Source organism: Pseudomonas sp. S3(2024) (genome assembly GCF_036861315.1).
Classification (GTDB): domain Bacteria; phylum Pseudomonadota; class Gammaproteobacteria; order Pseudomonadales; family Pseudomonadaceae; genus Aquipseudomonas; species Aquipseudomonas putida_A.
In genome coordinates this window covers 1-22,011 of record NZ_JAZAQQ010000018.1, presented here as the reverse complement: position 1 = coordinate 22,011, position 22,011 = coordinate 1, and the positions used below count along the sequence as shown (strand labels likewise).

Annotated in this window: 19 protein-coding genes; 6 read left to right on the top strand and 13 right to left on the bottom strand. The window is 59.6% G+C overall.

Annotated elements, in window-relative coordinates; all coding sequences use genetic code 11:
• Nucleotides 1–27 precede the first annotated feature (27 nt).
• Both VLA07_RS26435 and VLA07_RS26430 read right to left on the bottom strand, forming a co-directional pair.
• On the bottom strand, nucleotides 28–2,556 hold the full coding sequence (locus VLA07_RS26435) for a UvrD-helicase domain-containing protein (RefSeq protein WP_333992496.1): 2,529 nt from the start codon (nucleotides 2,554–2,556) through the stop codon (nucleotides 28–30).
• Nucleotides 2,557–2,758: 202 nt separating this feature from the next.
• Nucleotides 2,759–3,622, bottom strand: a complete 864-nt coding sequence (locus VLA07_RS26430) for an MBL fold metallo-hydrolase (protein WP_333992494.1) — start codon at nucleotides 3,620–3,622, stop codon at nucleotides 2,759–2,761.
• 91 nt (nucleotides 3,623–3,713) lie between these two features.
• Here VLA07_RS26430 and VLA07_RS26425 point away from each other — a divergent pair, with 91 nt between their 5' ends.
• From VLA07_RS26425 to VLA07_RS26415, 3 genes are all read left to right on the top strand, one after another.
• Entirely contained in the window at nucleotides 3,714–4,055 is a 342-nt protein-coding gene (locus tag VLA07_RS26425) for an ArsR/SmtB family transcription factor (protein WP_007965280.1), read from the top strand.
• Nucleotides 4,056–4,221: 166 nt separating this feature from the next.
• Nucleotides 4,222–5,466 carry an NAD(P)/FAD-dependent oxidoreductase gene (locus VLA07_RS26420; protein WP_247268547.1) on the top strand — a complete coding sequence of 415 codons (1,245 nt, stop codon included), beginning with the start codon at nucleotides 4,222–4,224 and terminating at the stop codon, nucleotides 5,464–5,466.
• A gap of 9 nt (nucleotides 5,467–5,475) precedes the next feature.
• The gene (locus VLA07_RS26415; protein ID WP_103369163.1) at nucleotides 5,476–6,276 is read left to right on the top strand and encodes a sulfite exporter TauE/SafE family protein; all 801 of its coding nucleotides are present in this window, start codon (nucleotides 5,476–5,478) and stop codon (nucleotides 6,274–6,276) included.
• A gap of 102 nt (nucleotides 6,277–6,378) precedes the next feature.
• Here VLA07_RS26415 and VLA07_RS26410 read toward each other — a convergent pair whose 3' ends face one another.
• The 7 genes from VLA07_RS26410 to VLA07_RS26380 form a co-directional block, all read right to left on the bottom strand.
• The gene (locus VLA07_RS26410) at nucleotides 6,379–7,659 is read right to left on the bottom strand and encodes a TRAP transporter large permease (RefSeq protein ID WP_027613212.1); all 1,281 of its coding nucleotides are present in this window, start codon (nucleotides 7,657–7,659) and stop codon (nucleotides 6,379–6,381) included.
• Nucleotides 7,659–8,186, bottom strand: coding sequence for a TRAP transporter small permease (locus VLA07_RS26405; RefSeq protein ID WP_098968224.1), 528 nt, complete (start codon nucleotides 8,184–8,186; stop codon nucleotides 7,659–7,661). The genes VLA07_RS26410 and VLA07_RS26405 overlap by 1 nt, the downstream gene beginning before the upstream one ends.
• A 76-nt stretch (nucleotides 8,187–8,262) precedes the next feature.
• Nucleotides 8,263–9,234, bottom strand: a complete 972-nt coding sequence (locus VLA07_RS26400; protein ID WP_135295485.1) for a TRAP transporter substrate-binding protein — start codon at nucleotides 9,232–9,234, stop codon at nucleotides 8,263–8,265.
• Nucleotides 9,235–9,298: 64 nt separating this feature from the next.
• Nucleotides 9,299–10,192, bottom strand: coding sequence for an SMP-30/gluconolactonase/LRE family protein (locus VLA07_RS26395; RefSeq protein ID WP_333992491.1), 894 nt, complete (start codon nucleotides 10,190–10,192; stop codon nucleotides 9,299–9,301).
• Nucleotides 10,193–10,222: 30 nt separating this feature from the next.
• On the bottom strand, nucleotides 10,223–11,047 hold the full coding sequence (locus VLA07_RS26390; RefSeq protein WP_135295487.1) for an NAD-dependent epimerase/dehydratase family protein: 825 nt from the start codon (nucleotides 11,045–11,047) through the stop codon (nucleotides 10,223–10,225).
• A gap of 282 nt (nucleotides 11,048–11,329) precedes the next feature.
• Nucleotides 11,330–12,625 (bottom strand): OprD family porin, encoded by a 1,296-nt coding sequence (locus VLA07_RS26385; protein WP_333992488.1) that lies wholly within the window; start codon nucleotides 12,623–12,625, stop codon nucleotides 11,330–11,332.
• A gap of 165 nt (nucleotides 12,626–12,790) precedes the next feature.
• Nucleotides 12,791–13,741, bottom strand: a complete 951-nt coding sequence (locus VLA07_RS26380) for a polysaccharide deacetylase family protein (RefSeq protein ID WP_330207195.1) — start codon at nucleotides 13,739–13,741, stop codon at nucleotides 12,791–12,793.
• Nucleotides 13,742–14,008: 267 nt separating this feature from the next.
• Between VLA07_RS26380 and VLA07_RS26375 the strand changes: the two genes are divergently transcribed.
• Both VLA07_RS26375 and VLA07_RS26370 read left to right on the top strand, forming a co-directional pair.
• Nucleotides 14,009–15,664 (top strand): MFS transporter, encoded by a 1,656-nt coding sequence (locus VLA07_RS26375; protein WP_333992486.1) that lies wholly within the window; start codon nucleotides 14,009–14,011, stop codon nucleotides 15,662–15,664.
• A complete protein-coding gene (locus VLA07_RS26370) occupies nucleotides 15,661–16,803 on the top strand; it encodes an HlyD family secretion protein (RefSeq protein WP_027613204.1) in 1,143 nt (380 codons plus the stop codon). The genes VLA07_RS26375 and VLA07_RS26370 overlap by 4 nt, the downstream gene beginning before the upstream one ends.
• Nucleotides 16,804–16,921: 118 nt before the next feature.
• On the opposite strand, the gene copD is transcribed toward VLA07_RS26370, so the two are convergent.
• Both copD and copC read right to left on the bottom strand, forming a co-directional pair.
• On the bottom strand, nucleotides 16,922–17,779 hold the full coding sequence (copD, locus tag VLA07_RS26365; protein WP_333992484.1) for a copper homeostasis membrane protein CopD: 858 nt from the start codon (nucleotides 17,777–17,779) through the stop codon (nucleotides 16,922–16,924).
• Between the two features lie 3 nt (nucleotides 17,780–17,782).
• Nucleotides 17,783–18,145: a copper homeostasis periplasmic binding protein CopC gene (gene copC / locus VLA07_RS26360; RefSeq protein WP_333992483.1), complete on the bottom strand. Its 363-nt coding sequence runs from the start codon at nucleotides 18,143–18,145 to the stop codon at nucleotides 17,783–17,785.
• Between the two features lie 138 nt (nucleotides 18,146–18,283).
• Between copC and VLA07_RS26355 the strand changes: the two genes are divergently transcribed.
• A complete protein-coding gene (locus tag VLA07_RS26355; RefSeq protein WP_096795914.1) occupies nucleotides 18,284–18,904 on the top strand; it encodes a TetR/AcrR family transcriptional regulator in 621 nt (206 codons plus the stop codon).
• 290 nt (nucleotides 18,905–19,194) lie between these two features.
• Here VLA07_RS26355 and preA read toward each other — a convergent pair whose 3' ends face one another.
• Both preA and VLA07_RS26345 read right to left on the bottom strand, forming a co-directional pair.
• A complete protein-coding gene (preA, locus tag VLA07_RS26350; RefSeq protein ID WP_333992480.1) occupies nucleotides 19,195–20,469 on the bottom strand; it encodes an NAD-dependent dihydropyrimidine dehydrogenase subunit PreA in 1,275 nt (424 codons plus the stop codon).
• Nucleotides 20,470–21,837 (bottom strand): NAD(P)-dependent oxidoreductase, encoded by a 1,368-nt coding sequence (locus VLA07_RS26345; protein ID WP_098968233.1) that lies wholly within the window; start codon nucleotides 21,835–21,837, stop codon nucleotides 20,470–20,472. It abuts the gene before it with no gap.
• Nucleotides 21,838–22,011 lie beyond the last annotated feature (174 nt).

Sequence of the window (22,011 nt, the reverse complement as noted above, 5' to 3'; positions counted from 1 at the left end):
CACTTTCGCCGCCTCTGGATCAATACCTTATTGCGGGGAAAGAGCTGAAACTCCGGATGTTTCGTGATCAGTCCACTTTTTGTAGCATCCAGATTTAAGATCGGCATACCCCGAAGCATTACTTCCGCTTTGTTTGGTCGTCGCGGTGACCTCGCGGTCTACCAGCCAATGACATCTGAGTTCGGCGCGAGTAATGCCTACGTAAGCTAAACGCAGTGCCTCATCTGATTGAGCGTTGTCATAAGGCGCTGGAGATTTGTCGCCCAGTTGGGTGAGGTTGTAAATGTCGTTGCGTTTGGATTTCGTCGGGTTATAGAAGCAATCACCGATAACGAAAACAGATTGCGCCTGCAATCCTTTGGACTTGTGAAAGGTCATCAGTTTGACGTTGCGCTGTTTTTTTTGCGCTTCGTGCAATAGGCCTCGTAGGGCTGTTCTGTATGCTTTTTCAACATCGCCAACGCGAAACACCATCAATATGCTATGACCGTCGTCATAGGCTTGTCTGACGAGTCGCAGAATCGTTTCGTCCGGCTCGACGATTTTTTTATCTTTAGCCACGTAGTGCATGTATACGGGTGTCTTTTGATTAACGACTTTTCCGTTCGCTGCAATCCCATGCTTGGCTTTATCGGTTGTGGTGGGACGGACAATTTGTTCGGCAGCATCAATGATTGTCTGATGGGAACGGTAGTTGTTCTGCATGTACAGAGTGTTGCGCGTATGGGCGTGGAAATGCTTATGGAAGTCCATCAGATACTGGGGTGAGCTACCGCGCCAGCCATAGATACTTTGCCAGTCGTCGCCGACTGCCATCAGGCTGTTGCCCAATCCGGGCAGGCCTTGATTACGATTACGGATCTCTTTGCAGCATTGCCGGACCCAGGAAATATTCAAGCCGGACACGTCTTGGAACTCATCAATCATGAGGTGTCGCATGCCGTCTAGCTCGGCTGTTGGAATGCGCTTAATATTTTCCGGATTGTGTTCGCCAAACAGTGCGAATGCCTTGTTGAAGGTAATCAATCTTTTGGGCGACATGCTTTCCAGATAATCATGAAAGCCGCGCCAATAGATCTGCAAGGCGAGGTAGAAAGGCTCGCGTGGGTCGCCCGGCGTAAAATCTAATGAACCGATCGCCTGGACGACATCCAACCCCAGGTTCTCGATGTAGTTGGCTTCGGCAAAGAACACTTCGGTCAGCTTCGTTTCCTTGATAGTCGTGCCCGGCAAGTGATAATCAAAACCGGCATCCTGAACGATCATGTGCTCGGCATTGCCCATCAGTGTCTTTGCGGCCATAACGTTATTGATGAGAATGTATTTTTTCCCCCGATAACATTCTCCAATCATCGCCTGGCGGCTCCAGCTCTCTTGTTTGAGATTCACTGTCTGGCCTTCGCGCCTAGGAATTTCGCCCGACTGGTTTTTCGTGTCCGGCCAACCAAGAATTACCAGTGTTTCCAACTCTTCCAAGTAACCGTGGGCTATGAAGGGTTTTCTTTCGATGTTGAACGTTCGACGCTCGGCCACACCTGGAATTGGCCATAGACCCAACTCTACCCATGCGGCCTCAATTTCATCGCAGACAGCTTCATCCTTATCGGACATCTTGCCGAGAATCTGATTTTTTTTGTTTCGCATGGACTCAGACATAGGATCCGGCTTGACGAAGACGATCGATTGGTAGAGATCCAGGATGTGCTTTTTGAACGTCAGGTCTTTCTCGTAAAGGCTATTGAATACTTGGGAAAGAACCAATCCTTGCTCATTCGTGATCTTTGACGAGAAGGGGTTTTCCAGCTCGTCCTCATCCTCACCTGATTTTTTTGCGCCCAAGAAATCGAAATAGTCGATAGGCGCATCCGAGAACGCTTTCATGAAGCCGAATACTTTGCTGTGAAAGGTGCGTACCAAACTCTTAGTTTGATTCTCACTCAGGTCTTTGCCCCACGATTTGAAAATCTTCACCATCTTTTTCTGCAAGTCTTTTTTAGACTCAGTGGTGAAAGTAGTCACCTGCATGTGATGAAGGGGGATGCCCAGGTGAAAGTGTTTAAGCACAACACGCAAGGCTAACGTCGTGGACTTCCCGGAGCCCGCGCCAGCGATCACTGAAGTACAGGTCGTGTCGGCAAAGATCATTGCCCACTGCTGATCGCTCGGTTGTTCTTTCTCATCAAGTTTTTCCCACACCTCGTCGCGCATTTTCTGCTTGATATCATCGGTGATGGGCATGAGTTCATTGTCAAAAAGGGAGTGATCCTCTCCTGGCAAGGATGCGGCTGAGCGCAGGTCGTTGATCTCTAGAATGGCGCGCCCCTCTGCATAACCCTCAGCGTAGCCGAGAACCTTTCCGGCAAGCAGGCCCGCGTCATTGCCAAGCTTGATTCCTTCTTCTCTACCCTCGAAGAAGGATCGCCCGTCAATGGCTTTGAGTGCCTCAAGGACTTTGGATGACAAGTAGGCGATTGCGCGACGAGAAATAGAAAGGTGGCGATTGAATGTTTCAGGTTCCAGTTTAGGGGGTTGCCCCTGTGGAGAAGTTTGACTCATGGTTTCCCTGCAAAAAGTCTTCTCGACGAAGTGTGACTTCGACGATGTCCGTGTTATTGCTCACCTGCGCATTTGTAGTCGCAGGGAGTCTCCCGTAGCGGTTTAGGTTTCCGGATATTACACGGTAGTGGCATTTTGGCTAGGGCACGGTCCAGAGCGCTCCTTTAAATGAGGGAGCGAATAATCATCTGGGCAATTGAACTCACATTTTGTTGATCGGAATCTTCAGGTAGACAACGCCATTACCTTCCGCCGGCGGCAGGTTGCCGGCCCGCACATTGACCTGAATCGCCGGCAGCAACAGTGTCGGCATGCCCAACCCGGCATCGCGTTTGGTGCGCATCTCGACAAACGCCGCCTCGTCGATCCCGTCATGCACATGAATATTGCTCAGACGCTGCTCCCCGACGGTGGTCTGGCACTGCGCAGCGCGGCCCTCGGGCGGGTAATCGTGGCAGACGTAGAGTTTGACACTGGCGGGGAAGGCCAGCAGTTTGTGGATCGAGTTGAACAGTTGGTGCGCGTTGCCGCCGGGGAAGTCGCAGCGGGCGGTGCCGACATCGGGCATGAACAGCGTGTCGCCGACCAGAATCTGTTCGCCGTCGATCAGGTAGGCCATGTCCGCCGGGGTGTGACCGGGGACGTGCAGGGCGGTGGCCTTGAGGTTGCCGATCTTGAACGATTCGTTCGGTGCGAACAGGTGATCGAACTGCGAGCCGTCAACGCAGAATTCCGGTTCCAGGTTGAACAGCGCCTTGAACACGTTCTGCACCTTGCTGATGGACTGGCCGATCGCAATCTTGCCGCCCAGTTCGCGGCGCAGGTACGGCGCGGCGGACAGGTGGTCGGCGTGGGCGTGGGTTTCCAGCAGCCATTGCACCTGCAAGTGGTGTTCTCGGACGAAGGTGATGATTTTGTCGGCCTGCTCGGTGCAGGTGCGACCGGCAGCGCCGTCGTAATCGAGTACCGGATCGACGATTGCACACTGCCCGCCATCGGCTTCATAGACCACGTAGCTGTAGGTCGAGGAGGCGGGGTCGAGGAAAGCTTCAATCTGCGCGGGCATGGTCACCAACCTGAACCAGGGAAATGGGTTGCAACACTTTATCTAAAAACATAATGTTCGCAGCTTAAGTGACGTTGAAGGCATCGTGCAAATGCAATCCAGTCTGACCGAATGTGAAGTCGCCCAGTTGCGGGCGTCCGCCTCCAAGGCCTGCGCGCTGCTCAAGGCGCTGGCCAATGAGGATCGCCTGTTGATCCTGTGCCAGCTGACCCAGGGCGAGCGCAACGTAGGCGAGCTGGAAAAAATGACCGGCGTGCGCCAGCCGACCCTGTCCCAGCAACTGGGCATCCTGCGTGATGAAGGCCTGGTGGCGACCCGTCGCGAAGGCAAATACATCTTTTACGGTCTGGCCAGTCCTGAAGTGATTCAGGTGATGAAGACCCTGTCCGGGTTGTATTGCGGAGCGGTGCTGAAAAGCCTGGGCCATCAATAAATGTCAGCCACCACACAATCTCTGTAGGAGTGAGCCTGCTCGCGATAGCGGTGTATCAGCCAATATCTTCATAGACTGACATACCGCTATCGCGAGCAGGCTCACTCCTACAATGGATTTATGTGAAGGCCAAGAAATCCTTGCATGCAGCAATAAGGAACAAGCAATGAACGATCAACACTGGGGCCCATCCATCAGTGCCGATATCGTGGTCATCGGCGGCGGCACCGCCGGCATCGGCTTCGTCGCCAGTCTGCTCAAGCGTGATCCCACTCTAAAAGTGACCGTGATCGAGCCAAGCGCCCAGCACTACTACCAACCGGCGTGGACGCTGGTCGGCGGTGGCGCCTACGACGTCAAGGACACCGTGCGGCCGATGAGCAAAGTGATGCCGCGTCAGGCCACCTGGATTCAGGCGGCGGTGACTGGCATCGATCCCGATCAGCGCCAGTTGACCCTCAACGATCAGCGCACCGTCACTTACCAGAACCTGATCGTCTGCCCCGGCCTGCGTCTGGCCTGGGAGAAGATCGAAGGCCTGCAGGAAAGCCTTGGTCAGCACGGCGTAACGTCCAACTACAGCTATCAGCACTCGCAGTACACCTGGAATCAGGTGCAGAAACTGCGCGGCGGCAAGGCGCTTTTCACGCAGCCGGCGATGCCGATCAAATGCGCCGGCGCGCCGCAGAAGGCGTTGTACCTGTCGTGCGATCACTGGCGCAAAACCGGCGTTCTGAACAAGGTCGAGGTTGAATTCAACCTGGCCGGCGCCGCGTTGTTCGGTGTCGCGACCTTCGTCCCGCCACTGATGAAGTACATCGAAAAGTACAACGCGCAACTGGCCTTCAACTCCAACCTGGTCAAGGTCGACGGCCCGGCGAAAACCGCCTGGTTCGAGGTCAAGGATCCTGACGGCAACCTCACCATACAGGCGAAAACCTTCGATCTGCTGCACGTGGTGCCGCCGCAAGTCTCGCCGGATTTCATCGCCCAGAGCCCGCTGGCCGACGCTGCCGGCTGGTGCGAAGTCAATCCACACAGCCTGCAACATCCGCGTTACCCGGAAGTGTTCGGCCTCGGTGATATTTGCGGCACCAGCAATGCGAAAACCGCTGCCGCCGTGCGCAAGCAGGTCGTGGTGGTCGCGGAAAATCTACTGGCCGTGCGCAAGCAACAACCGCTGCCACTGAAGTACGACGGCTACGGTTCGTGCCCGCTGACGGTGGAGAAGGGCAAGGTGATCCTCGCCGAGTTCGGGTACGGCGGGAAGTTGCTGCCGACCTTCGCCCTCGATGCGACCGTGCCGCGCCGCTCGGCGTGGTTCCTCAAGGCGACGCTGCTGCCGTGGTTCTACTGGAACGGCATGCTCAAGGGCCGCGAGTGGCTGACCGGTTTGTCCAAAGTCGACTGAGAACTCCCTATGCTGCTGGCAAGTCTGTTTGGCGTATTGATGGGGCTTATTCTCGGGCTGACAGGGGCGGGTGGCGGAATTCTCGCGGTGCCGGCGCTGGTGCTTGGCCTCGGCTGGAGCATGACCCAGGCCGCGCCCGTGGCGTTGTTCGCCGTCGGCAGTGCGGCGGCAGTCGGGGCGATCGACGGTTTGCGTCATGGCCTGGTGCGCTATCGCGCGGCGTTGCTGATTGCCGCGCTCGGTGCGCTGTTTTCGCCGCTGGGCATTTATTTCGCGCACCAGTTGCCGGAGAAGATCCTGATGATCCTCTTCAGTCTGCTGATGGTCATGGTGGCCTGGCGCATGCTGCGCCGTGAGCGTGCGCAAGAGGGGCCGAGCGACCATGGCCACGCGAGCTGGGGGCAGAAAAACTGCATGCTCAATGAGCAGACCGGGCGTTTCGACTGGACCGCCAAATGCACCGCGACCCTCGCGGCGCTGGGTGCGGTGACCGGTGTGGTTTCGGGCTTGCTCGGCGTTGGCGGTGGCTTCCTGATCGTACCGGCGTTCAAGCAACTGACCGATGTGCAAATGCGCGGGATTGTCGCGACGTCGCTGATGGTGATCAGCCTGATTTCGGCGATTGGCGTGATCGGCTCGTTTCACGCAGGTGTGCGGATTGATGCTCAGGGCGCGGCGTTTATCGTGGCCAGCATTGTCGGCATGATCATCGGGCGCAAGCTTTGTGCGCGGGTGCCGGCGCGGACGTTGCAGGTGGGGTTTGCCAGCGTGTGTCTGGTGGTGGCGGGGTATATGTTGTTGCGTGCCTGAATGTTGGCAGATCAAAAGATCGCAGCCTTCGGCAGCTCCTACAGGAATCGCATTCCCATGTAGGAGCTGTCGAGTGAAACGAGGCTGCGATCTTTCAGGCTGTTACAACACCAGATGCGGCAACCACAGCGAAATCGCCGGAATGTAGGTCACCAGCATCAACACCAGAAACAGCACCGCATAAAACGGCAGCAGCGCCTTCACGGTGCTCTCGATACTGACCTTGCCCACCGCCGAACCGACAAACAGCACCGCGCCCACCGGCGGTGTGATCAGCCCGATCCCGAGGTTGACCAGCATGATCATGCCGAACTGCACTGGATCGACACCGATGCCGAGAATCACCGGCATCAGGATCGGCGTCAGAATCAGAATCAGCGGCGCCATGTCCATCACTGTGCCGAGCAACAGCAGCATGACGTTGATGCACATCAGGATCACGTAGCGGTTGTCCGACAGGGTCAGGAACAGCGTGGTGATTTTCGCCGGAATCTGCATCAGGGTCATGATGTAGCCGAAGCTCGCGGCGAAACCGATCAGGATCATCACGATGGAAATGGTGCGTACCGTGCGGTGCATCAGCTTCGGCAGTTCCCGCCACTTGTAGTCGCGGTAGATGAACATGGTCACGAAGAACGACCACAACACGGCGATGGCCGCCGATTCCGTGGCGGTGAAAATCCCCGAGAGGATACCGCCGAGGATGATCACCATCGCCATCAGGCCCCAGAGGGCTTCGCCGACGATTTTCAACGCCTGGCGCATCGGGATGACTTCACCTTTGGGGTAATCGCGTTTTTTCGCGAAAATCAGGCACAGCACCATCAGGCAGGCGCTCATCAGCAACCCCGGCACGATGCCCGCCATGAACAGCGAGGCAATCGAAACCGTACCACCGGCGGCCAGGGAGTAGAGCACCGAGTTATGGCTTGGCGGAGTGAGCAGGGCTTGCACCGAGCCGCTGACGGTCACCGCGGTGGAGAAATCCCGTGGATAGCCTTTGCGTTCCATTTCCGGAATCAGTACCGAACCCACCGACGCGGTGTCGGCCACCGAGGAACCGGAGATCGCGCCGAAAAAGGTCGAGGCGACAATGTTGACCAGCGACAGGCCACCGCGCACGAAACCCACCAGCACCCCGGCACACGCCACCAAACGCCGCGACATGCCGCCTTCGGCCATGATCGCACCGGCCAGGACGAAGAACGGAATGGCCAGCAGCGAGAACTTGTTCACCCCCGACGCGACCTGGATCATCACCGCCTGGAACGGGATGTCGATCCACCATGCACCGATCAGCGCGGCGGCGCCCAGCGCATAGGCGACTGGCATGCCGATGAGGATCAACAGGATAAAACTGCCCAGCAGAATCAGAGCGTCCATTAAGCGCCACCTTCACTTTCTTCAACCAGATCGAACTGCACGACCCGCCGTTTGCTCTGGTCACCGAGCAAGAGTTTTTCCAGGACGAAAACCAGTGTCAGCAAGCCGCCCACGGGAATCGGCAGATAGGTCACGCCAACCCGCAGATCGGGCAGGGCCGCCATGAACTGGTTCCAGGTGGACAGGCACAACTTGGCGCCCCAGATCGTCATGAAAATGCAGATCGACGCCATGAGCAGTTGCGAGAATATCGCCGCCGCAGATCTCAGCCGGGGTGGCATACGGTCGGTGAGCATGGCCACGGCCATGTGCGCACCGGCGCGGTAACTGGCGGCGGCACCGATGAAGGTGAACACCATCATCAGCAGGATCGCCGTCGGCTCTGGCCAGCTCGAACCGGTGCCCAGCACGTAGCGGGCGAACACGCCCCAGGGAATCATCAGGGAAATCGCCAGAACGGAAAGGCCGGCGACCCAAATGCACGTCATGTAGATCTTGTCGTTGATACGCAGCAGTAGATTCTTCATCGGGTTCCACCGTAACCGGGCGCGCCTGTGTCATCAGGTGCGCCGGGCCTGGTTAATGAGGACGGAGCGGGAGGCGTTACTGAACGGCTTCGATTTTCTTGATCAGGTCGGCGTACTTCGCACCGTACTTTTCCCGCACCGGTGCGGTGGCGTCGTAGAAGGGTTTCTTGTCGACCTCGATGAACTCGACGCCAGCGGCCTTGAGTTTTTCTTCGCTGGCAGCGGACTTCTTGTCCCACAGCACGCGCTCTTCAGCCTGGGCAGCCTTGGCGGCGGTCTTGACAAGCGCCTGTTGATCCGGGGTGAGTTTTTCCCAGGTGATTTTCGACATCACAATCGGCTCTGGCAGGATCAGGTGACCGGTCAGGCTGTAGAACTTGGCGTTCTGGAAGTGGTTGTGTTCGAGCAGGGTCGGCGGGTTGTTTTCCGCGCCGTCGATCACGCCGGTCTGCAAGGCGCTGAAGATTTCCCCGGTGTCCATGGCGATACCGTTACCGCCCATGGCGTTCATCATGTCGATGAACATTGGGTTGCCTTGCACGCGAATCTTCATGCCCTTGAGGTCTTCGAGCTTGCGCACCGGTTTCTTGGTGTAGACGTTGCGCGTGCCGCCGTCCATCCAGGCCAGAGCCACGAGGCCGAATTCGGAGTTGGTGATTTTGTCGAGGATCTCGTCGCCCACTGCGCCATCGATGACGTTACGCATGTGTTGATGGTCGCGGAAGATGAACGGCATGTTGAACACGTTCACGTCCGGCACTACCGGGCCGACGATACCCAGGCTGACGCGAGACAGCTGTACCGCGCCGACTTGCATCTGCTCGATGACTTCCTTTTCAGAACCCAGCACGCCGCCGGGAAAGTATTGGAAGGTCAGCTCGCCGTTGGTCTCCCTGGTCAGGGTCTTGCCCATGTTTTCTTCGGCCACCACGGTTGGATAACCGGCGGGATGGATGTCAGCGAATTTGAGTTGCAGGGCCTGGGCGGCGCCAGTGAAGGTGAACATCAGCGGGAGTGCAGCGGCCAGCAAGGTGCGTTTGAAGTTCATGGGGGTGAGTCTCCAGTCTTGTTATTGTTGTGTTCAAGGCGCAGCGGTGCAGCAGAGGCGGGTGTTACAGGGAATCGTCGAACAGCGGTTCTTCCAGGCCTTTGACCCCGGGGTTGAGGGCGAACACGCCGCCGGCCAGGGATTGCGGGTCGTGATCGTCGCCGGGACGAATCGAGGTCACGAAGAGGGTGTCCAGGCGGCTGCCGCCGAAGGCACACATCGTCGGTTTCTTCACCGGCACTTCAACCGAGAAATCGAGGCGGCCGTCCGGGGCAAAACGGTGAATCAGTCCGGCGTCGTTGGCGCAGATCCAGTAGCAGCCTTCGGCATCCACGGCAGCGCCATCCGGTCGGCCGGGGAAGTGGTTCATGTCAACAAAGATCCGCCGATTCGACGGTGTGCCGGTCTCGGTGTCGTAATCGAAGGCCCAGATCAATTGCACGTGCGGATGTGAATCGGACAGGTACATCGTCTTGCCGTCAGGGCTGAAGCCGAGGCCGTTGGGCACGATGAACCCGTCGAGTTGCGCTTCGATCACACCAGACTGCCCGGCGCCGTAGCGGTAGAGCCGGCCTTCGGATGCGTTCAGGCCCATGTTCAGCACCATGCTGCCGGCCCAGAAACGGCCCTGGCGGTCGCAGCGACCATCGTTGAGGCGCATGTCACGTCGGCTGTGCTCGACGGCGGCGAGCCATTCGCTGTCGAGGCTGCCATCGCTGTGCGGGTGCAGATGAAAAAAGCCGCTCTCCATGCCGGCAACCCAGTCGCCACTGCTGTGACGGGCGATGCAGGCGAGCATTTGCGGGGTTTTCCAGGCATGCACATGGCCGGTGTCAGCGCTCCAGCGTTGCAGCCCGCCGTTGGGAATATCGACCCAATACAGCGCGTTTTCCTGCGGCACCCAGACCGGGCTTTCGCCCACGGCGTTGCGCGCATCGACGATCAATTCGGCTTGCATACTCATTCCTTTGCGTCGTTGGCAGAGTGTTCAGTCGCCGAAGGGGCCGGCCGCGACGAACGCGCCGCCCTGATAGACCCGCGCCGGGTCATCGGCGGCGGGCATTGGCTGCGCTTCGACTTTTTCGCGGAACACTTCGGAGTTGTCCTTGGCTTCAAAACCGAGGTGGCTGGCGAAGCGGTTGTCCCACCAGACGTCCTTGTTGGCGGACATTCCATAGACCACGGTATGGCCAACGTTTGGCGTGTACAGCGCGCGCTCGAGCAATTGGGTGAGGTCGTCGAAGCTCAGCCAGGTGTGCATCATTCGGCGGTTCTGCGGCTCGGGGAACGAGGAGCCGATGCGGATGCTGACGGTCTCGATGCCGTAGCGATCAAAGTAGAAACTGGCCATGTCTTCGCCGTAGGACTTGGACAATCCGTAGTAGCCGTCGGGGCGGCGGGCGCAGCTGGCGTCGAGCGGCTCGTCCTGTTTGTAGAAGCCGATGACGTGGTTGGAACTGGCGAAGATCACGCGCTTCACACCATGGCGGCGTGCAGCTTCGTAGATGTGAAATACGCCGCAAATGTTGGCGCCGAGGATTTCTTCGAAGGGCCGCTCCACGGAGACACCGCCGAAGTGCAGGATTGCGTCGACGCCTTCGACCAGTTGGTGCACCGCCTGTTTGTCGGCAAGGTCGCAGGGGACGATTTCTTCGCGATCATCAATGGCTGGGGCGAGGGCGGCGATGTCCGACAGGCGCAGGACATGGGCATAAGGGCGCATACGTTCGCGCAGGACTTTGCCCAGGCCACCGGCAGCGCCGGTCAGCAGCAGACGGTTGAACGGGGCGCGGGGAATAGAGGTAGACGTCATGGCAATCCCTTACACGTTGTTATTAGGTTTGTTGTAGGTTGTCGTATGACTTCGCTGAAGTATCGGTAGGGTTTCCGGAACTTGTCAACGCGACTTTTGGGGTAAATGACGGAAGGGGCTCATTCACTTTTCAATCACCGCGACGCCTTCGTTGCAATGCAATCCCCTTGTGGGAGCGGGCTTGCTCGCGAAAGCGGTGTGTCATTGAAAGATGAATTGACTGACCCGACGCATTCGCGAGCAAGCTCGCTCCCACAGGGAAACCCGGTGTGAGGACTGGCTTTACAACAACGAAATCGGATAGCTGACAAAGATCCGGTTCTCGTCGAACTCATTGGTGCTGAAGTCCCGGCGGATCGTCGCGTTGCGCCATCTCACGTTGAGGTTTTTCAGCGGCCCGCTCTGCACGGTGTATCCCAGTTCCGACTCGCGACCCCATTCCTTGCCGTCGGTGATCGTCCCGGTGTGCACGTTGTCGCCGCTGATGTAACGGTTCATCAGGGTCAGGCCGGGAATGCCGAGGGCGACGAAGTTGTAGTCATGACGCAACTGCCAGGAGCGCTCTTTGGCGTTGTCATAACTGGCGTTGTAGCTGTCGTTGGCCAGGGTGCCGCCGCTGGTGCCGTTGACCCGCATCCACGCGTCGTCGCCGCTGAGTTTTTGCAGGCCGACATAGAAGGTGTTGCCGCCGTAGCGGGCCGACAGCATGGCAAATGCAGTCTTGTTATCGAGGTCGCCGGCCTGGGCGCTGCCGTCTTCCTTGCCGGTGAAGAAACCGAGGTTGGCGCCCAGCGTCCAGTCACCCAGCGGCTGGCTGTGGCTGAGGTTGAAATACTGCTGCTGGTAGATGTCGCTGAGTTCGGCGTACCACACGCCGACCAGGGTGCGCTTGTCGTTGAAGGTGTATTCGCCGCCGCCGAAGTTGAAACGGTCGGAGGTGAAGGCGCCGCGGCCGTTCATCGACATGTCTTCCATGCTGGCATCGTTGCGCGGGCTGTTGCCACGGAACTGCCCACCGTAGAGGGTCAGGCCGTTGATTTCGGTGGAGGTGATCTGGCCACCGCGAAAGGTCTGCGGCAACGAGCGGCCATCGTCTGAGCGCAGGATCGGCAGCACCGGCATCCATTCGCCAACCTTCAATTCGGTCTTCGACACCTTGGCCTTCAGCGCCACGCCGAGGCGACCGAAGTTGTCCGCCGGACGCCCGTCATCGTGAATCGGCAACAGTTGCGTACCGCCGGTGCCCTTGCCGCCATCGAGTTTTTGCGAATACATCCCCAGCACATCGAGACCGAAGCCGACGGTGCCTTGGGTGAAGCCGGATTTGGCATCAAGGATGAAGTTTTGCGTCCACTCTTCAGCCTTGCCCTGCGGGTAGTTCGGGTTGACGAAGTTGCGATTGAAGTAGGCGTTGCGCAGGTTCAGCGTGGCTTTGCTGTCTTCGAGGAAGCCTTCGGCGTCTGCGCTCATCGGCAAAACCAGGGCGAGGCTGCTGCAGCCGATCAAACTCAGGGTGGAACACGGGCGGGGGAAGGAAATACGGGACGTGCGAACGGAATTGCAGACGAATGTGCTCACTGTGACGCTCCCTGTTGTTGTTTTTATTATTTGTCATACGTCGTCGTACAACATGGTTGCGGATAGTTGCGAGGTTTTGCGCAAAAGTCAACAGGGCTTGTTACGATTATTTTGCACGATTTGGCAGCCCTCCAAATGCTGCGAAGAGGGCTGTTTTCGGCGGGTTTACCGGTTATAGAGCGCCTCTGTGTTGTCGATCAGCGGGTTTTTCTCGGTCAGGACGATCCGGGCGATCTGGTCCTTGCGCATGAATGTCACTTTTGGATGGGACTGCGCATAGCGGATAAAACGTTCCATCGCCTCGACCATCGCCGGGGTGCCGCCGATGCGGTCGTGCAGACTCACTGACATCATCCGCCGCTTGCTCGCGCCCTCGGCGTACAGGCGATCAAATTCCAGCACCAATTGCTGATAAAACTGCTCGGCGGAGAAATGCCGACCCTCGATCAACACGATGTCGTTGTTGCGCAAGGTATACGGCACCACGGCGAATTTGCGCCCACGGACCATGGTCACGAACGGTTCGTCGCGGCTGACATCATCGATGTGGTAGCTGAAGTTGAGGTCTTGCAGGACCTTCAGCGTGTTGGCGCTGCGCCGCAACCAGTTGGCGTTGTAGCCCACCGAGCGCTGGCCGGTAAGTCTCTCGACCGCGTTGACACCGTCGCCGATGAACTGTTTTTCCTGGTCGTAACTCATTTTGTAGGAATCGGCCCAGCGCATGCCGTGGGCTGCCAGTTCGTGGCCGCGCTCGGCAATCGCTTTCGCCAGTTCCGGGTGCTTGAGCGCCGCTTCGCCGACCACATGCGAGGTGACCTTGATCCCGGTGCGATCCCACAGGTCGAGCATCCGCCACAAGCCTTCCTTGTAGCCATAATCAAACCAGGTCTGCGCCGGCAGATCAGGGTAACCCTTGGGCAATGGGCTGCCGGAAAACGGACTTTCCGCACCTTCGGGCTGGCCGCCGGTTTCGAACTGCATCGACACCGAGATCACCAGTTGCGAGCCGTCCGGCCACGGGCGTTCCTGGGCGAAGGCGAGGGCGGGCAGCAACAGGGCGGCGGCCAAAAGGTTTTTCAGCAGGCGTGGGGAGCGTTGCCAGTGGGGCGTGGTCATAACGGGCACCTTGCAGGTTGAGAAGGGCTGCAAGGGTGGCAGTTGCCCGGCGCGGGAAAAATCCGTTGCGGGCGAGAGGACCTTTAAACAGAATTTACGAATCCACCGCCAACCCTGTGGGAGCGGGCGTGCCCGCGATAACGGTCTGCCGGTCACCCTGTTGCCGAGCCGACTGCCGTCATCGCCGGCAAGCCAGCTCCCACAGGATTGTGGGTTTGCCGCAAGATTTGCGGCAAACTCCCGGCAACACAAGCACAAGGCCTTTCAATGGATCGATATGCCCCGCGCGACTGGCAGCCTCACGAGAAGCCCAGTCTGCCCGGTTCCCCCTCGACGCCGCTACACTCCAACCCCAAGCGCCTGGCCTATGCGCTGGTCGGGTTGCTGGTGGCGGTGACCGGTGGTTTGGGCAACTCGCTGGTGGTCGCTAACCTGCCTTACCTGCAAGGCGCGCTGGGCGCGACCACGGCGGAGATGGCCTGGCTGCCGGCTGCGTACGTGATGACCAACGTGTCGATGAACCTGCTGCTGGTGAAGTTTCGCCAGCAGTTCGGCCTGCGCGCGTTCACCGAAGTGTTTCTGGTGCTGTATGCGCTGGTAACCTTCGGTCATCTGTTCGTCAACGACCTGAGCTCGGCCATCGCGGTGCGGGCGGCGCACGGCATGGTCGGTGCGGCGCTGAGTTCGTTGGGCCTGTATTACATGATCCAGGCATTTCCGGCCAAGTGGCGGCTGAAGGCGCTGGTGCTGGGCCTCGGCGCTTCGCAATTGGCGTTACCGCTGGCGCGATTGTTCTCCGAAGACTTGCTGCAGATTGCCGAATGGCGCGGCTTATACCTGTTCGAATTGGGCATGGCCTTGCTGTCGCTGGGCTGCGTGCTGCTGCTCAAGTTGCCGCCCGGTGACCGCTTCAAAACCTTCGAGCCGCTGGACTTTCTGACCTTCGCCATTCTCGCCAGCGGCGTGGCACTGCTTTGCGCGGTGCTGTCGCTGGGGCGGATCGACTGGTGGCTGGAGGCCAACTGGATCGGCTATGCGCTGGCGGCCTCGATTGCCCTGATCCTCGCGGGCTTGGCGATCGAACACAATCGCAGCAATCCGATGCTGATGACCCGCTGGCTCGGCAGCGGCACGATGATCCGCCTGGCGCTGGCGGTGACCCTGATTCGCATGGTCACCTCGGAACAGTCCACCGGCGCCGTCGGTTTCATGCAGAACCTCAACATGGGTTATGAGCAGTTGCACAGCCTGTATGTGGTGATGCTGATCGGCAGCGTCGCGGGGCTGGCGACCAGCGCCCTGACCATCGACCCCAAGCACCTGCTGATGCCGTTGATCATCTCGCTGGCGCTGATGGCCACCGGTTCGGTGATGGACAGTTTTTCCAACAACCTGACCCGTCCGCAAAACCTGTATTTCAGCCAGTTCCTGCTGGCCTTCGGCAGCACGTTTTTTCTTGGGCCGACCATGGTTTTCGGCACCCGCAACGTGCTGACCAATCCGCGCAATCTGGTGAGTTTTTCGGTGTTGTTCGGGATCTGCAACAACCTCGGCGGCCTGCTCGGCGCGGCGTTGTTGAGCACGTTCCAGATCGTGCGCGAGAAATTCCATTCCAGTCACCTGGTCGAGCACCTGACGCTGTCCGATCCGCTGGTGGCCGCCCGCGTACAGAGCGGCGGGTCGGCCTATGGCTCGTTGCTGGCCGACCCGAGCCTGCGCAATCTGGCCGGGATTCGCAGCCTGTCCAACGCGGCCACTCGCGAAGCCAACGTGCTGGCCTATAACGATGTATTCATGCTGATCGCCGTGATTGCGGTGCTGACCATGATCTGGCTGTCCATTCGTGCGCTGTGGCTGATGAGCACCACCAAAGCCGTCGACCCCGCGCCTTCCGTACCTCCTGACGGTGCTTCCAATTCATGACCGAACCCACCACCACAACCACCAATGCCATCGCCGCCACCCCGGAAGGCGTGGCACCGCCGTCATCACCGAACACCGAGCCGCGCTCGTTGCGGGTGCGGATCATCTCGTCACTGGGCTTTGCCGCGATTGCCATCGTCGGTGTGCTGATCGTGCTCTACGCCTGGCAGTTGCCGCCGTTCAGCAGTGCGGTCGAAACCACTGAAAACGCCCTGGTGCGTGGCCAGGTGACGATCATCGGCCCGCAGCTCAGCGGTTACGTGTTCGAGGTGCCGGTGCAGGACTTCCAGTACGTGAAGGCCGGCGACCTGCTGGTGCGCCTGGATGACCGGATTTATCAGCAGCGCCTCGACCAGTCGCTGGCGCAACTGGCGGTGCAGAAGGCCGCGCTGGCCAACGTGGTGCAGCAACGCAACAGCGCCGAAGCGACGATCAAACTGCGTCAGGCGGTGGTGGCCGACAGCGAAGCACAGTTGCGCAAAAGCGAGGCGGATCTGCGGCGTAACAAGGAGCTGGTGAGTGACGGCTCGGTGTCGAAACGCGAGATGGACGTGACGCTCGCGGCCAATGCGCAGAGCATTGCGGCGGTGGCGCAGGCCAAGGCCAATCTGGAAATCGCCCGGCAGGATCTGCAGACGGTGATCGTCAATCGCGGTTCGCTGGAAGCCTCGGTGGCCAGCGCTGAAGCAGCGGTGCAACTGGCGCGGATCGACTTGTCGAACACCCGCATCGTCGCCCCGCGCGACGGCCAGCTCGGACAGATCGGCGTGCGCCTCGGCGCTTACGTCAACTCCGGGGCGCAACTGATGGCGTTGGTGCCGAACCAGAAATGGGTGATCGCCAACATGAAGGAAACCCAGATGAACAATGTGCGCGTCGGGCAGCCGGTGCGCTTCACCGTTGATGCGCTGAACCACCGCAAGTTCACCGGCCATGTGCAGCACATTTCGCCCGGCACCGGTTCGGAATTCGCCCTGTTGCAGGCCGACAACGCCACCGGCAACTTTGTGAAAATCGCCCAGCGCGTGCCGGTGCGGATCACCATTGATGAGGGGCAGCAGGAAGAGGAACGCTTGCGTCCGGGGATGTCGGTGGTGGTCAGCATCGACACCGCAGCGGGCGACACACAACCGCATTGACCTGCGCAGATCAAAAATGTGGGAGCGGGCTTGCTCGCGAAAGCGGTGTGTCAGGCGATATTTTCGTATCTGATACACCGCCTTCGCGAGCAAGCCCGCTCCCACAGTCTAATTGGGTTTATCCAGCAATCATCGGCGGCAGGGTACCGAGCAGGGAGACCGCAGCAACAGCCCCCATCCCCAACAACCACTCCAGCACCACACTGCGCTTGAGCGCGCCCATCCGCTGTTCGCAATCATCAATCCGCAAGCGATTGAACAGCGCCAGCGCGAGCATGCCCAGCACCAGCAAGGCCTTGATCAGCAGAATCAAGGCAAACCCTGCAAAGAGCGGCGTCGGCCACCATTGCCCGGTCAGCACGCGCACGTTGATCAACCCGGTGATCAGCAGCCCGCCGACGATCGCATAACCGACACCGCTGAAGCGCTGCAGGATCCGGCTCATCGCTTCACTCGGTTGACGCAGGATCAACACCAGCAGCAACAGCCCGCCGAGCCACGCCGCCACGCATGTCAGATGAACGATCTGATTGAGAATCAGCAGTTGCCCGCTGAGGCCGTCGAGCATTGCGCCGTGACCGACCGGCGCCAATGTCGCCAGCAATAGCGCACTCAAGCCTAGGCGCAGCAGCACATTCGAACGCCACGGCGTGAACAGCAACGCCAGCAACAGCGCGTTGATCAGCAGATGCCAACGCCAGACCTGACCGAAAAACGTATTGCCCAGCACCACGCCAATCGTGTCCGGATCGAACGCTGCCGCCGCCGAACCGGCCATGCTCGCGGTGATCAACAGTGCCCAGGTGACACCGCTGACCAACGCAATCGCGGTCAGCCAACGCGCCAGTCGCGCCAGATGCCGATCCAATGTCGGCACTGGTGCCTTGAGCAGCAGCGGCCGGAACAGCCAGGCGCCGAACAGCATCAACACCGCGCTGAAATGCACAAAGCGGCACAGCACCAGCGCTTCACTCATGAATTACTGGCCAACCTTGAACTGGTAGGCGCCTTCGCTCTTGTGTGTGTCGACCGACACTGCGTGCCATTCGACCTTGTACTCACCGGCACTCAGAGGTGCGGCCGGGGTGACGATCAGGGTTTTCTTGTCGGCTTCGGTGGTCAGCGGTTTGATCGCGACCGGGGCGCCGTCGTGGGTCAGGCTGACTTTGGTGAAACTGGCTTCGACGCCTTCAGAAAAGGTCAGGCGCAGATCGGCCGGCGTGGCGACGGTGCTGTCGGCGGCCGGGGTGGCACTTTTCAGGTGGGCGTGGGCGAAAACCGAAGATGCGGCGAACAGCGAAGCGAGCAGGGCAGTGGTGGTCAGGACGTTCTTGAACAGCATCGCGGATACCTCTGAGGCAGGACAAAGAAGCGCCAGTTTAGCCATGCGCCGACCTTCATACGAAGTTTTGTTTGCAGCGGTCGCCCCGAGGCCAGAGCGGATGCTAGTCTTCAACAACGTCGTCGTCAGGGAGCCCTCATGGGCAATCACAAGATCGAGATCCGTCGCAGTAACGTCGAGAAAATCCTGTTGGCGGCGGAAAAAGTCTTCGCCGAAAAAGGTTTCGGCGGCACCGCCATGGCCGACATCGCCGCCGAAGTGCAGCTGCCGCGTTCCAACCTGCATTACTACTTCTCGACCAAAAGCGAACTGTACAGCGCGGTGCTGTTCGACCTGCTGGAAGTGTGGAAGCAGGACGCACTGTGCTTCGAGATGTTCGATGACCCGCGGGTGGTGCTCAGCAGCTACATCCGCGCCAAGATGAACCATTCGCGCAGCCGGCCGCACGGCTCGAAAGTCTGGGCCAACGAGATCATCCACGGCGCCCCGACCTTGGGTGAAGCGCTGGATCTGAGCCTGTACGACTGGGCGAAAATGAAGGAAGCGAAGATCCGCCAGTGGGTCGAGGACAAGCGGATTCTGCCGGTGGAGCCGTCGAGCCTGCTGTACATGATCTGGGCTTCGACCCAGCATTACGCCGACTTCGACCATCAGGTGAATATTCTCAACGAGCATCAACCGCTGTCGGACATGCAGTTCGAGCGGGCGGTGCAGACGGTGACCAGTGTGATTTTGCGCGGGATCGGGTTGGAGCCCTGAAGCAAGAGCTGACCCTCACCCCAACCCTCTCCCGGAGGGAGAGGGGGCCGACCGAGGTGTCTTGCGAGTTACATCGACCTGAAAAATCCAGTCGAATATGGACTCAAAAAGCCGTCCGAGCATGTGCATGCAACGATTTTGGATTCAAAGCCGTCCGTGCCTGTGCATGTATCGATTATGGATTCAAAGTAAATCGCTCAAGTCGGTGGATTTCTGAAATATCCCCCAATCAGTCCCCTCTCCCTTTGGGAGAGGGTTAGGGTGAGGGGGCTGTTGGATCAGCCGGCGATCTAGACGGCAACGTGGTAAGGATTCCTCGGATCATGATTCCAGTCCAGAAACGGCTTGCCGGTCTCCATCGGCACCATCTCGATACAGTCCGCCACCGGACAAGTGATCTGGCACAAGTTACACCCCACACACTCCTCATCGATCACTTCATATTTATGCGTCCCGTCAGCCTGTTTCAAGCTGCTGATCGCTTGGTGTGAAGTGTCTTCGCAAGCAATGTGGCAGCGCCCGCAACCGATGCACGCGTCCTGGTCGATCTTGGCGATCACCTGGTAGTTGATGTCGAGGTACTTCCAGTCGGTGGTATTGCCCACTGCGCGCCCGGAAAACTCGGCGATGTTGGCGTAGCCTTGGCTGTCCATCCAGCGCGACAGCCCGTCCTTCATCTCCTCGACAATCCGGAAACCGTGGAGCATCGCCGCCGTGCACACCTGCACCGCGCCACTGCCCAGCGCGATGAACTCCGCCGCGTCACGCCAACTGCCGATGCCGCCAATGCCGCAGATCGGCAGGCCTTGCGTCTGCGGATCACGGGCGATCTCGGCAACCATGTTCAACGCGATCGGCTTGACCGCCGAGCCGCAGTAACCGCCGTGTGTACTTTTGCTGCCGACGGTGGGCAGGGCGACCATGTGTTCCAGGTCGACGCTGGTGATCGAGTTGATGGTGTTGATCAGCGACACCGCATCGGCGCCACCGCGATGTGCAGCACGGGCGGCGACGCGGATGTCGGTGATGTTCGGCGTCAGTTTGACGATCACCGGTAGCGAGCAATAGGTCTTGCACCACCGAGTGACCTGCTCGACGTACTCCGGCACCTGACCGACCGCCGCGCCCATGCCGCGCTCGGGCATGCCGTGCGGGCAACCGAAATTCAGCTCGATGCCGTCGGCACCGGTGGCTTCCACCAGCGGCAGGATGTGTTTCCACGATTCCTCGACGCACGGCACCATCAGCGAGACGATCAGCGCACGGTCCGGCCAGTCCTTCTTGACCTGTGTGATCTCGCGCAGGTTGATTTCCAGCGAGCGGTCGGTGATCAGTTCGATGTTGTTGATGCCCAGCACTTCGCGGTTGTTGCCGTAGTGCGCCGAGTAGCGCGACGAGACGTTGACCGCTGCCGGGTCCTCGCCGAGGGTTTTCCAGACCACGCCACCCCAGCCGGCCTCGAAGGCGCGGACCACGTTGTAGGCCTTGTCGGTCGGTGGCGCGGAGGCCAGCCAGAACGGATTGGGCGCTTTGATACCGGCGAAGACTATCGAGAGATCGGCCATTTACGCAGCCTCCACGTTGAGCATCAGTTGCGCGTTGATCGCCTCGGCGGCGAGTTTACCGTGCTGTACGGCTTGCACGGTGAGGTCCTGATCGAGGCTGGTGCAGTCGCCGCCGGCATACACGCCGGGAATGCTGGTGCGCAGGTTGTCATCGACCTGAATCCGTTCGCCCTGACGTTTGAGTTCACGGGCCAGCGGGTCGGCGAGGGCGCTGCTGTCGAAGGCCTGACCGATGGCTTTGAAGATCGCGTCGGCGGCCAGTTCGAAGGTCTCGCCAGTGGTTTGCAGGCGACCGTCGACCAGTTGTGTACGGGCAAAACGCATGCCGCGCACCTTGCCTTGCGCGTCGAGCAGCACTTCCTCCGGTTGCGCCCAGGTCAGCAGGCGCACCTGATTGGCTTTGGCGATGTCTTGTTCGTGACCGGTGGCGCCCATGTCCGCCGCGCCCCGGCGATACACCAGATTCACGTCACGCGCTCCGAGGCGGGCCATTTGTACGGCCATGTCGATCGCGGTGTTGCCGGCGCCAAGGACGATGCAGCGTTCGGCCAGTGGCAGTTGCGTCAGGTCATCGGCCTGGCGCAGTTCACGGATGTAGTCGGTGGCGGCGAGCAGGCCGGGCGCGTCTTCGTGGGCCAGACCGAGCTGTTTGCTGGCGTTGAGGCCGAGGCCGAGGAACACCGCGTCGAACTGCTGATGCAGCTCGCTGAGGGTCAGATTCTCGCCGAGTTTCTGCCCGTGACGGATTTCGATGCCGCCGATCTGCAGGAGGAAATCCAGCTCCTTCTGCGCGTAGTCGTCGACCAGTTTGTACTTGGCGATCCCGTATTCATTGAGGCCACCAGCCTTCTCCCGTGCTTCGAAAATCACCACGTCATGCCCGTGCATTGCGCTGCGGTGGGCGCAGGACAACCCCGCTGGCCCGGCGCCGACCACGGCGATGCGCTTGCCGGTGCTCGCCGCACGCTGGAACGGGTGCTCGGTGAAGTGCGCGTTGTCCACGGCGTAGCGTTGCAACAGGCCGATCAGCACTGGCGCGCATTCCTGGGCGTTGTTGCGCACGCAGGCTTGCTGACAAAGGATTTCCGTCGGGCAGACCCGGGCGCAACTGCCGCCGAGGATGTTCGCCGATAGAATTTTCTGCGCCGCACCGGGCACGTTGTCCTGATGGATGTTGCGGATGAACGACGGAATGTCGATCTCGCTCGGGCACGCGTTGACGCACGGCGCGTCGTAGCAATACAGGCAGCGCGAGGCTTCCAGATGCGCCTGCCGGGCGTTGAGCGGTGGCGCCAGATCGGTGAAATGACCGGCGAGGGCTGCCGCGCTTTCGTGCGGATGCGGGAGATGGTTCAGGGTCTCGATCACGGTTTTTGCCTCACGGTTATTGAGGTTCTCTGCCTCTGATGGGCAGTGGTTTTTGTGGTGTCTGAACTGGCGCTATCGCGAGCAGGCTGTAGTGGTTCAGTTTTTTTAAACCACTCCGTAGGAGTATTAGGCCGCCTGCTGCTCAAACAGCGCAGGCGGCAATTGGTTCGAGGC

Excerpts from the sequence above, each read along its gene's own strand:
- VLA07_RS26435 (WP_333992496.1), bottom strand. The coding sequence starts at position 2,556 with ATGAGTCAAACTTCTCCACAGGGGCAACCCCCTAAACTGGAACCTGAA.
- VLA07_RS26430 (WP_333992494.1), bottom strand. The coding sequence starts at position 3,622 with ATGCCCGCGCAGATTGAAGCTTTCCTCGACCCCGCCTCCTCGACCTAC.
- VLA07_RS26425 (WP_007965280.1), top strand. The coding sequence starts at position 3,714 with ATGCAATCCAGTCTGACCGAATGTGAAGTCGCCCAGTTGCGGGCGTCC.
- VLA07_RS26420 (WP_247268547.1), top strand. The coding sequence starts at position 4,222 with ATGAACGATCAACACTGGGGCCCATCCATCAGTGCCGATATCGTGGTC.
- VLA07_RS26415 (WP_103369163.1), top strand. The coding sequence starts at position 5,476 with ATGCTGCTGGCAAGTCTGTTTGGCGTATTGATGGGGCTTATTCTCGGG.
- VLA07_RS26410 (WP_027613212.1), bottom strand. The coding sequence starts at position 7,659 with ATGGACGCTCTGATTCTGCTGGGCAGTTTTATCCTGTTGATCCTCATC.
- VLA07_RS26405 (WP_098968224.1), bottom strand. The coding sequence starts at position 8,186 with ATGAAGAATCTACTGCTGCGTATCAACGACAAGATCTACATGACGTGC.
- VLA07_RS26400 (WP_135295485.1), bottom strand. The coding sequence starts at position 9,234 with ATGAACTTCAAACGCACCTTGCTGGCCGCTGCACTCCCGCTGATGTTC.
- VLA07_RS26395 (WP_333992491.1), bottom strand. The coding sequence starts at position 10,192 with ATGCAAGCCGAATTGATCGTCGATGCGCGCAACGCCGTGGGCGAAAGC.
- VLA07_RS26390 (WP_135295487.1), bottom strand. The coding sequence starts at position 11,047 with ATGACGTCTACCTCTATTCCCCGCGCCCCGTTCAACCGTCTGCTGCTG.
- VLA07_RS26380 (WP_330207195.1), bottom strand. The coding sequence starts at position 13,741 with ATGACCACGCCCCACTGGCAACGCTCCCCACGCCTGCTGAAAAACCTT.
- VLA07_RS26375 (WP_333992486.1), top strand. The coding sequence starts at position 14,009 with ATGGATCGATATGCCCCGCGCGACTGGCAGCCTCACGAGAAGCCCAGT.
- VLA07_RS26370 (WP_027613204.1), top strand. The coding sequence starts at position 15,661 with ATGACCGAACCCACCACCACAACCACCAATGCCATCGCCGCCACCCCG.
- copD (WP_333992484.1), bottom strand. The coding sequence starts at position 17,779 with ATGAGTGAAGCGCTGGTGCTGTGCCGCTTTGTGCATTTCAGCGCGGTG.
- copC (WP_333992483.1), bottom strand. The coding sequence starts at position 18,145 with ATGCTGTTCAAGAACGTCCTGACCACCACTGCCCTGCTCGCTTCGCTG.
- VLA07_RS26355 (WP_096795914.1), top strand. The coding sequence starts at position 18,284 with ATGGGCAATCACAAGATCGAGATCCGTCGCAGTAACGTCGAGAAAATC.
- preA (WP_333992480.1), bottom strand. The coding sequence starts at position 20,469 with ATGGCCGATCTCTCGATAGTCTTCGCCGGTATCAAAGCGCCCAATCCG.